Genomic DNA, 14,326 nt, shown 5'->3' with positions numbered 1-14,326 from the left:
ACCGGAGCGACTGGCTCGACAGGGGCAACAGGCGCCACGGGCTCAACGGGAGCGACTGGCTCGACGGGTGCTACGGGCTCGACCGGTGCGACAGGTCTTACCGGTGCCACAGGAGCAACTGGAGCGACAGGTTCGACCGGAGCGACTGGCTCGACAGGGGCAACAGGCGCCACGGGCTCAACGGGAGCGACTGGCTCGACGGGTGCTACGGGTTCGACCGGTGCGACAGGTCATACCGGTGCAACCGGAGCCACTGGCTCAACCGGTGCCACGGGTTCCACTGGTGCGACGGGTCATACCGGTGCAACCGGCGCGACAGGCTCGACCGGTGCAACAGGCTCGACCGGCGCGACTGGCTCGACCGGTGCCACTGGCTCGACCGGTGCCCCAGGGTCGACAGGTGCCACTGGTTCGACCGGTGCCACAGGGTCGACAGGTGCGACTGGCTCGACGGGTGCAACAGGCGCGACAGGTGCCACCGGCTCGACGGGTGCCACAGGCTCGACAGGCGCCACCGGGTCGACTGGCTCGACCGGAGCAACCGGTCCGACCGGCTCGCCTGGTCCGACAGGGACGACAGGCCCGACCGGAGGAACCGGTTCGGGTGGTGGTGACACTGGTCATGCCAATAACGGCCACGGCAACGGAGAACAGCCCGCGCCGGGTAATTCCGGCGATCATAACAATGCCGACAACAGCTCACACCAGGGGCAGGGCAACTCTGGCAACGGAAACGGCGGTTCCAAAGCCAACGTCACGGCGAGCACGCTGGGGCTCAAGGACACGACGCAATTCCTGCCGTCGAGCTCGGCCGGCAACGGCAATGACCCCGGCGGCCAAGCGTCGTTTCGCAACCTGATCGGGCTTGCAGCCACATCGGTGACGACAGACCTGCTCAACGTCCTCAAGACGATCAGCGGATCTGGTCAGAACCAAAACAAGCCGACGGGGGCGAGCACGGATCTTACCTCCGACCAGACTAAGCCTGGCGCCGGCTACGCCAGCAACGACCACACCGTCAAGACGACCCTGAAGGATCTCTTGAAGCCACATGAGTGAGCGGCGAACGGACTCGACGGTAGCTGGTCAAGGTTGAAAAGGACGCGCGGGCTTCGCTGGAAATCGGCACCCCGCGCGTTCATCATCTCGAAAGAGGAAAAGCCATGAGAGTCGCGCTCCCGATCAGTTCGGAGTACAGTGCGCCATTGCCAGGAACCTCGGCAGAAACGCCTCGGCCCTGGGCCTTGTGGATCGTTGGCGCTGCGTACCGGATGAGAAGCCTGTGGTAAACGTTCCCGTAAATGCCGACAATCAGCCGCTCCGGATCCGCGCCGGGACCGAGGTCGAGGCTGCGGCGGACCAGGCGGACGGCCAGAATGCGCCCGGCGGTCCCGCCGAGCTCGACCAGCTCGGGGCGCGCCTCAAGGCCGTACTGCGGGCCGCCCGCTATCACGGCGTCGAACTCGACCCCTCGGAATTCAGGACGGCCAACCCGGTGCCGAGCGCCGCCGATCTCTCCGAGTGGGCGCAGAACGCCGGTATGTGGTCGCGCGCCATACGCATCCGCTGGGCCCACCTCTTGCGCTTCCAGGACACCGGACCGGTCGTCCTGTTGTTCAACGATGGCGGCGCGGGTCTCCTTACCGGCGCGAGTGCCGAGCGCAACGTCGTCTTCCTCAAAAGTGCTGACGCGCCAGACGACGGCGAGGTCACCGCCGTCGACGAGCTGCGGCTGTCCCAGGTGTGGACGGGCGAGGCCGTGCTGCTGCGCCCTACTCGGTCGCATGTGGCAGCGGACGCGCCTTTCACCCTGCACTGGCTGGCCGAACTGGTGCGGCTCGAAAGCCGCCCCCTGCGCGACATCGCCATCGCCTCGTTCACGCTGAGTGTCCTTACCATCTTGCCGCCGCTGATGGTCATGACGTTGGTCAACAAGGTGCTGCAGTTCAACAGCCTGTCCACTCTGGTGCTCTTGTCCGCGGTGATTGCCGTGGTTTTCGTCTACGAGACCCTGCTTGGCCATGCGCGGCGGCTGATCATCAACGTCGTCGGCGCCCGTCTCGACACCAAGCTGCATCTGCACGTCTTTAGCCGGCTGCTGCGCCTGCCGCTCGACTATTTCGAGCGCCATCCGGCCGGCGAGACGATGTATCACCTCGCCCAGGTCTATCGTATCCGCGAATTCCTGACCGGAAAGCTCCTCAGCACGTTCCTGGATCTGATCACGCTGTGCGTGCTGGTGCCGGTAATGTTCTATATCAACGCCACGCTGGCCTGGATCGTGGTGGCCTGCGCGGTCGTGATCATGCTGATCATCCTTGCCTATCTCAAGCCGCTGCGCCGTAGGTACCAACGGGTGGTCGAAGCCGAGACCTGGAAGTCGGCGGCGCTCGGCGAAACTGTCGTCGGCATCAAGACGGTGAAGGCGCTCGGCCTTGAGCCGCAGCGCAAGGCGCTCTGGGATGAACGGGTGGCGGAAGCGGGAAAGGCCCGTCTCGCCTTCGGCCAGCTCGCCAGTTGGCCGCAGACCTTGGTCACGCCGATCGAACGCGTGATGGTGCTCGGCACCATGCTGATCGGCGCCTATCTCGCCATGAACGACCGCTCCGGCTACATGGTCGGCAGCCTGTTCGCCTTCATGATGATCTCCCAGCGCGTGGCGCAGCCGCTGGTCGGCCTGGCGCGACTGGTTGAGGACTATGAGGAGGTCGGTGCGGCGATCGGCGAGGCAGCGTCGGTTCTCAACCGGCCGCTGGAGAGCAGCTCGAATTCCACCGGCCTGAGACCCAAGCTCGTCGGCGAGGTGGCGTTCAGCGACCTGACCTTCAGCTATATCGCTACAAAGACGCCCGCGCTTGACCGGGTCAGCTTCCACATCCCTGCCGGCACCATGTTCGGCATTGTCGGGCGCAGCGGGTCGGGGAAATCGACCATCGCGCGCCTCCTGCAGGGGATCAACCGTGACTACAGCGGCTTCCTCAAGCTTGATGGCGTCGACCTCAAGGAGATCAACCTGCGCCATCTTCGCCAAGGGCTCGGCGTGGTGCTGCAGGACAATTTTCTGTTCCGCGGCTCGATCCGTGACAACATCATCGCCGGGCGCCCAGGGCTGACGCTTTCCGACGCCATGCGTGCCGCGCATCTCGCCGGTGCCCAGGAATTCATCGAGCGGATGCCCAATGGTTACGACACCTACATCGAGGAAGGCTCGCCCAATCTGTCAGGCGGTCAAAAGCAGCGGCTGGCGATCGCGCGCGCCCTCATCCACGATCCGACAATCCTCATCCTCGACGAAGCGACCAGCGCGCTCGACCCCGAGAGCGAGGCAGTGGTCAGCGCCAACCTCATGCGCATCGCCAGCGGGCGCACCATGATCATCGTTTCGCACCGGCTGTCCTCGCTGACAGAATGCGACAACATCCTGGTCATGGATCAGGGTAAGGTGCTCGACGTCGCGCCGCACGCGACGCTGCTCGACCGATGCACGCTCTATCGCCAGCTGTGGTCGCAGCAAAACCGGCACCTCGATGGACGCCAAGGCCGTCCGGTCGCCATACCGCCGCGGTTGGTTTGACGATGCCAAGACAATCTACGCTTCAGGTTTGGTAACCCATGAGTAGCACCTCGCTCATCGCCCTCCCCGCCCGGCGGCAGCGGATGGAAACGAGGGATCCGACAACCCCGGCCATACTTGAGTTCCAGTGGCCGTCGAGCGCCGTCACCAATGCACCCATTCCGCGCACGGCGCGCGGCATCGTCTGGATCATTGCGACCCTGGTCCTGGCGCTGATCGCCCTGGCAGGACTAATACCCGTGGATCAGGTTGTGACGGCAAGGGGGCTGGTGGTGTCAAACGCGCCCAACATCCTGGTGCAGCCGCTGGAGACGGCGATCGTGCGTTCGATCGACGTTCGTGAAGGACAGCACGTTCAGGCCGGTCAAGTGCTTGCTCGCCTCGATGCGACCTTTGCTTCAGCCGACCTGGCGGCGCTTGCGATGCAGGTTTCGACGCTTGAAGCCGAAGTGGCGCGCCTGAAGGCTGAAGCAGACGGCAAGATCTTCAACTATGATGGTCTGGACCCAAGCTGGACCCTGCAGGCATCGATCTTTGAGCGCCGCAAGGCGGTCTACGACGCCAAGGTCGAAAATTTCGACCGCCAGCGCGACGAACTCGGTTCCGTGATCTCGCGTTCGCTGTCGGATGCCGACGGCTACCGCCAGCGGCTCACTGTGGCGTCCTCGATCGAACAGATGCGCAAGCAGCTCGAAGCACGGCAGGTGGGCAGCCGCCTCAACACACTGCTGGCCGAAGACAATCGCGCCGAAATGTCCCGGTCGCTTGGCAATGCCGAGCAGACGGCCCAAGCCGCAAGGCTCCAGCAGCAGGCCGTGGCCGCCGAGCGCGACGGCTACATTCAGGGATGGCGAGCCGATGTCTCGCAAAGTCTCTCGGAGGCGAGTTCGCGGATATCCGACGCGCGCGAACTTCTCAACAAGGCAAAGCTGCGCAAGCAGTTGGTTGAATTGAAGAGTGAAGCCGACGCCACCGTCCAATCGGTGGCCAAGGTCTCGGTCGGTTCGGTACTGCAGTCCGGAGAGCGCTTGATCACCCTTGTACCGGCTAACGCGCCGCTCGAGATCGAGACAAACATCGTCGGCCGCAGCAGCGGCTTCGTCCATGTCGGCGACCAGGTGGTCATCAAGTTCGACACTTTCCCCTATTCGCAATACGGGCTCGCGCATGGCACCGTGCGGACGCTCAGCCCGGATTCCTTTTCTGCCCAGGAGCAAGCCCGCGATCCGAACAGCTCGCTGGCCATGCTGCCTTCCGACGCCGAGCCGTTCTATCGCGTGCGCATATCCATCGATCAGGTCGCTCTTCACGGCGTGCCTGCCGGCTTCACCGTCAGCCCCGGAATGCCGGTGACCGCCGACGTCAAGGTCGGTCGGCGTACTGTGCTCAAGTACATACTCGCAGTGATGCTCCCGGTCAGCCAGGAAGCAATGCGGGAGCCATAGAGGATCGGAGCAATCAGAGGTTCGGGATCGATGACAATTCTGCATCGGCTGGCTGGACGCGTCTCCCCGGCGGCAGCGTTGCGCCGGTCTATCCAGCTTTTCGACGCCGGCAAACCAGCTGAAGCCTTTCCGCTGGTGGCGATAGCCGCGCGTGCGGGAATGGTCGAGGCCGAATACCGGGTCGCGCGTTGCTATCTCGAGGGAGCGGGTGTGCCGCCCAGCCGTGTGGAAGGCGCGCGTTGGCTGCTGCGGGCAGCCAATCACGGCAACGCCGATGCGCAGGCGCTCCTTGCCGCACTCTACGTGACCGGGCTGGTCCCGGCGGAAGCCGCCAGTAAAGGCGCCGGATCGGAAGAATTGTTCAAACGCGACCGCCCAGGCGAACCGGACTTCACGGCAGCCTTCGAACTGGCCACCAAGGCGGCCGAGGCGGGCTCGCCAACCGGACAGGCGATCCTTGGCTATATCCTCACCAGCGGCCCCAAGCCGATGCGCAACGCAGATGCGGCGCATCACTGGTACGAGAAGTCGGCTTCCGCCGGCTGTGCCGAAGGATGTCTTGGTCTTGCCCTGTCGCTCGCCCGGCGTGGCAATCGCGAACACCGGGTCAGGATTGCGGCCGAGGTGCGGCGCGCGGCCGACGCCGGCCTGCCGACCGCAACCTATCTTCTGGCGGTCCTCACCGAGCACGGGCTCGGCGTCTCACGCGACCTGGCGGCCGCCGCTCGACTCTATCAGGCCGCCGCAGAGAAGGGCCTTCCCTCCGCCCAGTTCCGGCTGGGCTTGGCACTGATTGATGGTGGCCTCGTCGACCATGATCCCGCTGCCGGCGAGGCCTGGATGCGCAGTGCCGCCTTGGCCGGCAACAGCGAGGCCGCCTATCTCCTGGGCGATCGCTACGTGAAAAACCAGCGGCCCGATTTTGCGGAAGCGGCAAACTGGTATCGGCGGGCGGCCGAAGCGGGTCACCAGGCCGCCGCCCGCGCCCTGGCCTCTCTCTACCTGACGGGGAATGGTGTGGCTGAGGACGTCGAAGAGGGAGCACGCTGGCTGCGCGCCTCTGCCAATGCCGGCAATCAGGACGCACAGATCGACCTCGCCAATCTCGTCCTCGGAGGAGCCGGCGAGCCGGACGACGGCGCAAGCGTTGCCGGTTGGTTCGAGGCCGCCGCATCATCGGGCGACCTGATTGCAGCATTCAATCTCGGGCTTTGCTTCGCCAACGGCGTTGGCGTGCGCCAGGACGAGGCACAAGCGGCGCAGTGGCTGAGGCGGGCCGCCGAAGGTGTCGCGGAGGCGCAATATATGTATGCCCGCCTCCTCCAGGATGGCCGCGGCGTGGCGACGGATCCAAGGCAGGCCCGCCTCTGGTTTGGTCGGGCGGGCAAAGCCGGCGTCCTCGACGCACAGGTCGCGCTTGCCGAGATGCTGCTCAACGGGCGCGGTGGCGCCCGCGAGCCAGAGGTCGCAACGCAGTTGTTCAAGCAGGCCGCTCTCGACGGCCACGCCGGGGCGATGTTTGCGCTAGGTGCGCTGTACGGTGCTGGCCAGGCCCTGCCGGTTGACCACAAGGCGGCGCAGAAATGGTTCGCCGCCGCTGCCGGGCGTGGTCATGGCCAAGCCCAGCTCATGCTTGGGCGTTACCTCGTCAATGGCCTGGCCGGGGAGTGCGACCCCGCGGCCGGCCGGGTCTGGCTCGAGCGCGCGGCTGCCTGCGGCGTCAGTGAAGCGGCCGACGAACTCGCCGAGCCCATATCTGGTTGAGCTTTGCCGATTTTGTCAACAAACCGTCAGGCTCGTGGCGCGATCGCCCGCTGAGGTGGCCTCGTGCGGACACGTCCAGAGCTTGCAAGCCACCGGGGTGACCGCTGCGGTCATCGCCTGAAGCGCTTCGCGTCGAGACGGATTTCAGGCGACGCGCTTTACGTAGGTCTTATGCGTGTCGCCTTCCCAAAACCGAAGTCACTGTTGGCCACCGTGCACTAGCCATCAACCACGACTTCTGACCGTCTGTCATAGGCTGTCATCCACTCTTCTGCAGCACCACCAGAGGACACGATTTCCTCCGCGGCGAGAATGCCCCGAGATCGAGCAAATGCCTCAAAGGCAAGGCGAGCCGTTTCAGCATCTTCGTCGTCTGCAAGGGCAGACCGGAAAAGCGCAAGTGTGGCCGCATGTGTTGGGCTGCGGAACCCGACCCATTCGTCGAGAAGCTGATAGGCATCCATGACAGATGACACCTCATGCGCAAAGCCAAGTCCCACAATTACCTGAACCGGGCGGGTGAAGCGCTTGGGCGTCATTGTTGAGCTCCGTTTCGACGACCGTAGTCAGAGTGCCACTAGCTCAGCACTGAGGTGACCGGGCCAAGGACCATTTGTGGCCTCAGGATGCATCATAGTCTGGCAAATATCCAAGTAGGTCTTACGGACTAAGAGCCTCCGACGAATTCTGAAGTCGCGCCTACTTCCGGCAGCTGCCATGGACCGCAGTGCGGGCCGTTACCTAAATTGCTCTGTACAGATGGTTACATACAGCTTGCATACTGACCAGATATCGTTCGCTTGAAGAAGGGTCTGAACAGACAATTTGGCAGTCGAGGAGTACAGCTTGCCGTTACGGCTCCCGACCAGGTCGCCAGAAGCACCTGATCTTGGCGTTTGCTGTCGGCCTGGCAAGGGCCGACCGCCGGCGCGATGCTACTGCCCGTCTTTGACGTCGGCTCGCACGAGCCGCCCTGTCCCAAACAGAAGCGCGAAACGGTACACTTTTGGCCGACCCGTTCTTACCCCCCGCATTTCTGGGCGGCAAAGGGCGCGCGAAAGTGCCTCGGCTCGCCTCTCGTCAATCTCCAGCATCACATTCTCGCACGTGTCTGAAGCCCCACACCCAGGGCATCTCAGGACATTCGATGGTCGTGTCTCATCGCCGACAAGAGCAAGTTTGCACCTGTTGCAGCCGAGCCGCGGTGTGTTTGAAATCATGATGGTTATCCCAGCGCTCGCCAAGGTTCACCCCTGACGCTGGATGGGAGATGCAATTGAGGGACCATTTGCGGGTGGCCCATTACGGCACAGCTTTGACGCTGCGAACCCCGGCAGAGCCTGCCCTGGAGCCTGAGGATGCAAGAGCCCGTCGTCCCACTTTGCAATAATCAGTTGCACCAAGCCGCCATTCTCGCCGCTTGGCCCTGTCAAAAAGTCTGGTTGTAGGCGCCGACTTCCGGACTGCGGCGCAGCACGGCATCGACGGCATCGAACATCTGCCGGCGACGCTCGGACGAGACCGGACTTTCGACGACCACGACCAGTTCCGGCTTGTTCGACGAGGCGCGCACCAGGCCCCAGGTACCGTCCTCGGCAACGACGCGCACGCCATTGACGGTGACGAGGTCGCCGATCTTTTGGCCAGCGAAACTGTCGCCGTCCCGCTTCATCGCCTGAAAATCGGAGACCACTCGCTCGACCACGCCATACTTCACATCGTCGGCGCAGTGCGGGGACATTGTGGGCGTGCCGAAGGTCAGCGGCAGTGCCCCGTAGAGATCGGCCATCGAACTGACCGGGTTACGGTCCAGCATCTGACACATGGCGATTGCCGTGACCAGTCCGTCGTCATAGCCGCGCCCGATTGGGGGGTTGAAGAAGAAATGGCCCGATTTTTCGAAGCCGGCGATCGCGCCGAGTTCGGCAACCCGGCGCTTGATGTAGGAATGGCCAGTCTTCCAATAGTCGGTAACAGCGCCATTGGCGCGCAGCACCGCGTCGGTGTTGAACAGTCCGGTCGACTTGACGTCGACGACGAAGGTCGAACCCGGATATTGGCTGGAAATGTCGCGTGCCAGCATGACCCCGACCTTGTCGGCGAAGATCACCTTGCCTTCATTGTCGACGACGCCGCAGCGGTCGCCGTCGCCATCGAATCCCAACCCGACATCGGCCCCGGTCTTCAGCACCTTGTCTCGGATGGCATGCAGCATCTGCATGTCTTCCGGATTGGGGTTGTAGTTTGGAAACGTATGATCAAGCTCGACATCGAGCGGGATCACCTCGCAGCCAATGCGTTCCAGCGCCTCAGGTGCGAAGGCGCCAGCAGTGCCATTGCCGCAGGCGGCGACCACTTTCAGCTTTCGTGTGATGCGCTTGTCCCTTGTCACATCGTCAAGATAGGTGGCGCGAAAATTGTCGACGAAATCATAGGTGCCGCCGCCGGTAAGGTCGAAATCGCCGGCCAGCACGATCGCCTTCAGCGCGCTCATCTCCTCGGGGCCGAAGGTCAGCGGCCGCGCCGCTCCCATCTTGACGCCGGTCCAGCCATTCTCGTTGTGCGAGGCCGTGACCATGGCCACCGACGGCGTATCGAGCGCGAACTGCGCGAAATAGGCCATCGGCGACAGCGCCAGACCGATATCCTTCACCCGTGCGCCGGTCGCCATCAGCCCGGAAACCAACGCCAGCTTGATGCCGAGCGAATAGGAACGGAAATCATGTCCGGTGACGATGTCTGGCCCAACCCCGAGACGGCGGATCATCGTGCCGAGCCCCATACCCAACGCCTGGACGCCGATCAGGTTGAGTTCGGGCGCGACCTGGCCAAACCACCAGCGCGCGTCATATTCCCTGAAGCCGCATGCCTTGATCAGCGCAGAGGTTTCAAACGCGAAGGTGTTGGGCCGGGCTTCGGCAATGAAATTCAGAGGCACGAAAGGAAACTCCGCAGATGAAAACGACACGAATGCGCTTGTCGAGGCGGTAGCTTACCGGAACCGTTCCTCAGGCCTATCTATCAGTTTGGTTGAGCCTGCTCAGGCTCGACGCCTGCTGCGGCCTTAGCGGGCCGACACTGCTTTTGAAAAGGCGATGGCTGTCGCTTTCCCGACGGTGCAGAAGGCGAAGTCTCGGGAAACGGTTTTGTCGGCCAATCGAACCTTTTTAACATTTTGTGATCAACCGGATTTGAGTTCTCCACAACCGTCTCCGGTTGACCATCTGCGGTTGCTAGAATCTTGTGGGCGAATGCCCTAAGCAGCCGTGAGCAAGATGCAAAACCCCGCTTTGACGAGCGGTTTGTTGTTAAGCGCGGATGCAAAATGCCACTGTTTTTTTTCGATGTCCGGGACGGCAAATCCCATTTTCCCGACACCGAGGGCACCCATTACGTCGGTGCGCTTGAGGCCCGGGTAGACGCAGTCAGAATGCTGGTCGCCATGGCACAGGACGAAGTTCAGGGCGAGTTGCAAAGCAAGCTTTCGGTAGTCGTATCCGACGAAAGCCGTAGGCCCGTGATGGAAGCAAATATTGATTGCAATATAAAAGTCTTCTGAAAATCCCCAAAACCGGCATCAGCTTCGCACGGATGAGCTGCCCCGCAACGATGTAGCCGTCGGATGCGCAGGTGAGGTCAGGCAGGATTGTGGCGCCAGCGTGTTGCACCTGTCCGGCACAGCCTGCAGGCTGCGACCAGCTTTTGGCGGCAACCCTCCTCTCCTTGCCAGGCGACCGGCGCCCCAGCCAAGGGCGATCGAGCCCAGACTCGCCGGTTAGTCAACATCCCCATCCATTTTGAACATCACCGGGCCCTGACACATTGCCAGCAACCTTTGCCGTCGCAAAGCCAACTCGGCGGAACCGGAGTACACGACTTTGGCCGCACCGTCGCCGGACGCCGGGCTAGATCGCTCGAATGCGGCAATGCCGCGCCGAGCACTGACTCTCGTGGCACAAACGACTGCAAGTGCAATGAAAAAGAGGATGCCTGGATCAGCGCTGCCGCCCGATACCGAAATGGCAATTATGCTTGCAAGGGCAGCATTCCTGACGCTAGCCACGACGGCGTCTGTTTCTGGGGCCACCCATTGCCGAACCGCCCCCAGCCCCCTAGCCAGGACACACAGCAGGACACCCATCATCAGCGACCCGAACAAACCCAACTGGGAAAGGACAGCGATCGGCCAACTCGATGCTCTTGAGCTGCCGAACCCCACGCCCAGGCCGCTGGTATCGAGAAACGACTGCAGGCTCTTTACATTCCAATAGGTGCGTTCATGGCCCGAGGCGGAATCGGCTTTGTTGATGATGGTGCTGTTGATCAGCCTGACGAACGGGTCAAACGCCTCGGCCTTGTAAAGACTTATGCCCAACATGGCTGTCCCGCCCAACACCAAGAGAGCCATTATCAGGATCTCTTCGCCCTCGACCTTTCCCCTCAGGATCGAGCCCAGCATCGACAAAGCAACCGGGATGCATAGCAGTATCAGCCCGACATAGGCCGTCGATGAAGTCGACAGAATGGACAGGAAGAGCAGGATGGCAGCCAGCCATTTGGCCAGCGGTGATTTCGTCTTTCTCCAGTAGCTGTAGCAGAATGCCAGGCAGGCGAGGGAAACGCTGGCGAATGAAGAGGCCTCCGAAAAAGGTCCGGTGATCCGCACGAATCCGGCCTCCGTCGCGTTCGATATGATCGCGTAGTTGGCGGTTCTGATCGGGCCCAGCAGGTCTCCCGCGCCCACCGTCTTGCTGATGAAATCGAAGACTCCCATCCCCGTGTGGAGACCGCACCACAAGAAGAAGCCGCGCCGGACCTGGTCGATCCGGTCGGAGTGCAGCAGCAGGGCGCAAAGCGCTATAGCGGCGAGTCCACCAAGGACGAAATAGCCGGTCTGAGAGATGTTGCCGGAAACCGGCGCCAAGGAATCTTCTATGACTATGCCGCGGGTCTTGGCCTGCACGAATACGGCGGTCTGTCCCGCAAAGAATCTCGGAAACAACCATGATCCGATGACTGCGTACAACATGAGGCTTGTCAGGATCCAGACCGTCCGGATGCTTCCGAACACGAGTCCAAGATCAAGCCATATGCGACGTCTTGCAGCGACGGTCGTGACAAGCAAGGCCGCGAACATGGTATAGATCAATGGAGATGACCCGCCCAGAAAGCTCAGTGTCATGACGGCCGTCGCGCCGAAAGCCTGGGAAGCGATCAAGCCGATGATCAGCATTCCCCTTGAATAGTAGGACGTGACCAAAATAGCCGCGCATATTAGCAGTCCCGGCAGAGACACCTGCATGCCGACGAGTTCCCGCTTGGTTTGGCCCTGTGACGCGGATACAGCGAGCTGTCCGATCGCTAATCTTTCGACAGCTGGATGTGCTGAGCAAGTGAGTCAAAGGGGGTAGCCTTCCACCGGCGATGGTAGAGCGCGCCAATGCTCGTCCTGACGTCACTTCCGTGGCCTTGATAATCAAGGTGGTGGCGTGCGCTCAAAAGCGCTTGGCGTTGAGTGATCGAATGTCCCCATCAACGTCGCGCCAGAACATGCACCTGAGCACAATTCGAGAACAAACAGGTCTGCGACGGAGGCGCGAAGCGGGTCGTACCCTCCCGCGAATGGCTAAGCCCTGGTTCCGGCGGGCCCCCTAAAGAACGCCTCGACCCGGGAAGCCGACGACCTTACTACAGTCGCACGCAGTTTTTTGCTTTCAGCCAGGAAACTCTCTGTCAATGCAGACGCATAGTAGGCCGGGCAGCGGAGAATTCCACTACAGGGAGGAGAGGCGATATGACCAGCCATGGAGTATATCGCGCGTTAGGGCTCAAGCAGGTTAGGAAACTCAAGGAGGTTTACGAGTGTGCACGGGCCGTGAAGGCCACCTACCCTGAGAGCCATATCGCCAGCAAAGCCGCCAAAAGGTTGATCGACGCCTTCGAAGCCGATGTCCAGAATGCCGGACCTGTTCTGGACGCATCTTGGCTGACCGAGAATGATCCCCAGGGGACCGCCTGAGCCCGAGCTATACATGGCGTAGCTCTGTCGGTCTAAGTGCTGCGGCACCGTGTGCTGCTTCGGACCTCGTGTCCGCTAGGGATGCTGGCGGATTTGCCTTCCCCTTCCCGACCAAACGAGCTGGCATTTGCCACAGCGTCCAAGGAGCGCCAGGGAGCTGCCCTACGCCGTCCTTTGGTTGAGCGTTGCGCGAAGCAGGCGCTTAGATGACAGTGGCGGCGCCTATGCAATCAACCGATGCTTTGGTGATACATGGCTTTTGACTGCCGGAGGGGCAGTCGGCTACGCCTATGGGATGAGGACCGCCGAGGCCAGCCGTCTTCGGATGGGTTCACCTTCGCAGCGTTGCGATGTCGTGCGGTATTCAGACGCTCCACAACACATCCGCGACTGGCCAGCTCGCATGTTTTACCTAACACCGTAGCGCCCGCGGCGGGGTTAGCCGTTAGTGTTTTTCGCAGATTCAAAAATTTAACTAAATGTTAATCTAAGTTAGCGCCGGCTCATAAATAGCCCATAAGCTCAGGTTGTTCTGGTTGGGATTGGGAACAGGGAACAGCAGTGGGTGCAAGGCTGGGCGAATTCCAGCTGAAGCTCCCAAAACGGCGGGCGCTATTTTTCAATTTCTGAAGAACTGCAGAGTGAGGGGCTAATTGGCCGCCGCAGGGCGGATCGCGTGGTAAAAGGGTGGGTAAGAGTATGGGCTCCACAGTAGGAATGCATAAATATACTTCGGCAGAGCAGGCAGACATCCCGTCGGGCGGAGCGGGAATGGTGCAACGAGCAGGCAGGGAATGTCTGCTCATCCTGGACGGAAGGGCGCTCGACCGCGAATGTCTCGCATCGGCTCTGGAAGACCACGATCTCGGCATGGCCGTCGAAGCCATGGGATCGATTGCCGAATGGCGCGCCAAAGAGGGGATGACCCTTGCAGCCATTCTCTTCAACCTAGGTGGCCGGAAAGTCACTGACCAGGGTATCGCGGACCAGATCAGGCGAATTTCGAGCGAATTCAAGTCGGTGCCCGTAGTGATTTTGGCGGACACCGAAGACCTCGCACAGATACTGACGGCTCTCGAATGTGGCGCGCGTGGCTACATTCCAACCTCTGTAGGGATCGATGTCTGTGTCGAGGCAATCAATCTTGCGGCAGCGGGAGGCATTTTCGTTCCGGCAAGTAGCGTTCTGTCTATGCGGCACCTGATAGATTCAGGCAGCCGTGATGCGCCTTTGACCGGCATGTTCACGCTCAGGCAGGCTGAGGTCGCGCAGGCGCTCCGACGCGGCAAGGCCAACAAGATCATCGCCTTTGAACTGAACCTGCGCGAAAGCACGGTGAAGGTGCACATCCGCAACATCATGAAAAAGCTCAAGGCGACCAACCGCACGGAAGTCGCATACAAGGTCAATGATCTCTTCGCGGAAGGAGCTGCGGCTGAACGGTGATCGCAATCACAAGCCGCCTTCCCTCAATGTACGATCGCGGTCTTATGTAGCGAACGCACCAAGCGGGTCGCGGTCAAC

The 14,326-nt window shown here is 61.8% G+C and carries 11 protein-coding genes; 7 read left to right on the top strand and 4 right to left on the bottom strand.

Features of this window, described 5'->3' with window-relative positions:
- Positions 1 to 293: 293 nt before the first annotated feature.
- Positions 294 to 617 carry a hypothetical protein gene (locus tag LB516_RS24365; protein ID WP_224720489.1) on the bottom strand — a complete coding sequence of 108 codons (324 nt, stop codon included), beginning with the start codon at positions 615 to 617 and terminating at the stop codon, positions 294 to 296.
- A gap of 262 nt (positions 618 to 879) precedes the next feature.
- Here LB516_RS24365 and LB516_RS24360 point away from each other — a divergent pair, with 262 nt between their 5' ends.
- The 4 genes from LB516_RS24360 to LB516_RS24345 all read left to right on the top strand — a co-directional run bounded on the left by LB516_RS24360 (position 880) and on the right by LB516_RS24345 (position 6,783).
- Positions 880 to 1,059, top strand: coding sequence for a hypothetical protein (locus LB516_RS24360; RefSeq protein WP_023796661.1), 180 nt, complete (start codon positions 880 to 882; stop codon positions 1,057 to 1,059).
- A 223-nt stretch (positions 1,060 to 1,282) separates the two neighbouring features.
- Positions 1,283 to 3,574 (top strand): peptidase domain-containing ABC transporter, encoded by a 2,292-nt coding sequence (locus LB516_RS24355; protein WP_140721973.1) that lies wholly within the window; start codon positions 1,283 to 1,285, stop codon positions 3,572 to 3,574.
- An 83-nt stretch (positions 3,575 to 3,657) separates the two neighbouring features.
- Positions 3,658 to 5,019 carry an HlyD family type I secretion periplasmic adaptor subunit gene (locus LB516_RS24350; protein ID WP_224720488.1) on the top strand — a complete coding sequence of 454 codons (1,362 nt, stop codon included), beginning with the start codon at positions 3,658 to 3,660 and terminating at the stop codon, positions 5,017 to 5,019.
- 159 nt (positions 5,020 to 5,178) lie between these two features.
- Positions 5,179 to 6,783, top strand: coding sequence for an SEL1-like repeat protein (locus LB516_RS24345; protein WP_224720487.1), 1,605 nt, complete (start codon positions 5,179 to 5,181; stop codon positions 6,781 to 6,783).
- A gap of 218 nt (positions 6,784 to 7,001) precedes the next feature.
- On the opposite strand, the gene LB516_RS24340 is transcribed toward LB516_RS24345, so the two are convergent.
- Together LB516_RS24340 and LB516_RS24335 are read right to left on the bottom strand one after the other, a co-directional pair.
- Positions 7,002 to 7,322: a DUF982 domain-containing protein gene (locus LB516_RS24340; protein WP_140721982.1), complete on the bottom strand. Its 321-nt coding sequence runs from the start codon at positions 7,320 to 7,322 to the stop codon at positions 7,002 to 7,004.
- Positions 7,323 to 8,212: 890 nt separating this feature from the next.
- Positions 8,213 to 9,721, bottom strand: a complete 1,509-nt coding sequence (locus tag LB516_RS24335; protein ID WP_140721985.1) for a phosphomannomutase/phosphoglucomutase — start codon at positions 9,719 to 9,721, stop codon at positions 8,213 to 8,215.
- A gap of 387 nt (positions 9,722 to 10,108) precedes the next feature.
- Here LB516_RS24335 and LB516_RS24330 point away from each other — a divergent pair, with 387 nt between their 5' ends.
- The gene (locus tag LB516_RS24330) at positions 10,109 to 10,342 is read left to right on the top strand and encodes a DUF6894 family protein (RefSeq protein WP_023781630.1); all 234 of its coding nucleotides are present in this window, start codon (positions 10,109 to 10,111) and stop codon (positions 10,340 to 10,342) included.
- Between the two features lie 216 nt (positions 10,343 to 10,558).
- Here LB516_RS24330 and LB516_RS24325 read toward each other — a convergent pair whose 3' ends face one another.
- Positions 10,559 to 12,085 (bottom strand): hypothetical protein, encoded by a 1,527-nt coding sequence (locus tag LB516_RS24325; RefSeq protein ID WP_181174545.1) that lies wholly within the window; start codon positions 12,083 to 12,085, stop codon positions 10,559 to 10,561.
- A 492-nt stretch (positions 12,086 to 12,577) separates the two neighbouring features.
- Between LB516_RS24325 and LB516_RS24320 the strand changes: the two genes are divergently transcribed.
- Together LB516_RS24320 and LB516_RS24315 are read left to right on the top strand one after the other, a co-directional pair.
- Positions 12,578 to 12,802: a hypothetical protein gene (locus LB516_RS24320; RefSeq protein ID WP_140620151.1), complete on the top strand. Its 225-nt coding sequence runs from the start codon at positions 12,578 to 12,580 to the stop codon at positions 12,800 to 12,802.
- Positions 12,803 to 13,501: 699 nt separating this feature from the next.
- A complete protein-coding gene (locus LB516_RS24315; RefSeq protein WP_140721988.1) occupies positions 13,502 to 14,248 on the top strand; it encodes a response regulator transcription factor in 747 nt (248 codons plus the stop codon).
- The last annotated feature ends 78 nt before the right edge of the window (positions 14,249 to 14,326 follow it).

This window comes from Mesorhizobium sp. CO1-1-7, assembly GCF_020164885.1.
Classification (GTDB): domain Bacteria; phylum Pseudomonadota; class Alphaproteobacteria; order Rhizobiales; family Rhizobiaceae; genus Mesorhizobium; species Mesorhizobium australicum.
Note: the sequence above shows the minus strand (reverse complement) of the source record. Positions and strands in the feature narration are given on the sequence as shown.

Excerpts from the sequence above, each read along its gene's own strand:
- LB516_RS24350 (WP_224720488.1), top strand. The coding sequence starts at position 3,658 with ATGGAAACGAGGGATCCGACAACCCCGGCCATACTTGAGTTCCAGTGG.
- LB516_RS24345 (WP_224720487.1), top strand. The coding sequence starts at position 5,179 with ATGGTCGAGGCCGAATACCGGGTCGCGCGTTGCTATCTCGAGGGAGCG.
- LB516_RS24340 (WP_140721982.1), bottom strand. The coding sequence starts at position 7,322 with ATGACGCCCAAGCGCTTCACCCGCCCGGTTCAGGTAATTGTGGGACTT.
- LB516_RS24330 (WP_023781630.1), top strand. The coding sequence starts at position 10,109 with ATGCCACTGTTTTTTTTCGATGTCCGGGACGGCAAATCCCATTTTCCC.
- LB516_RS24325 (WP_181174545.1), bottom strand. The coding sequence starts at position 12,085 with ATGCAGGTGTCTCTGCCGGGACTGCTAATATGCGCGGCTATTTTGGTC.
- LB516_RS24320 (WP_140620151.1), top strand. The coding sequence starts at position 12,578 with ATGACCAGCCATGGAGTATATCGCGCGTTAGGGCTCAAGCAGGTTAGG.
- LB516_RS24315 (WP_140721988.1), top strand. The coding sequence starts at position 13,502 with ATGGGCTCCACAGTAGGAATGCATAAATATACTTCGGCAGAGCAGGCA.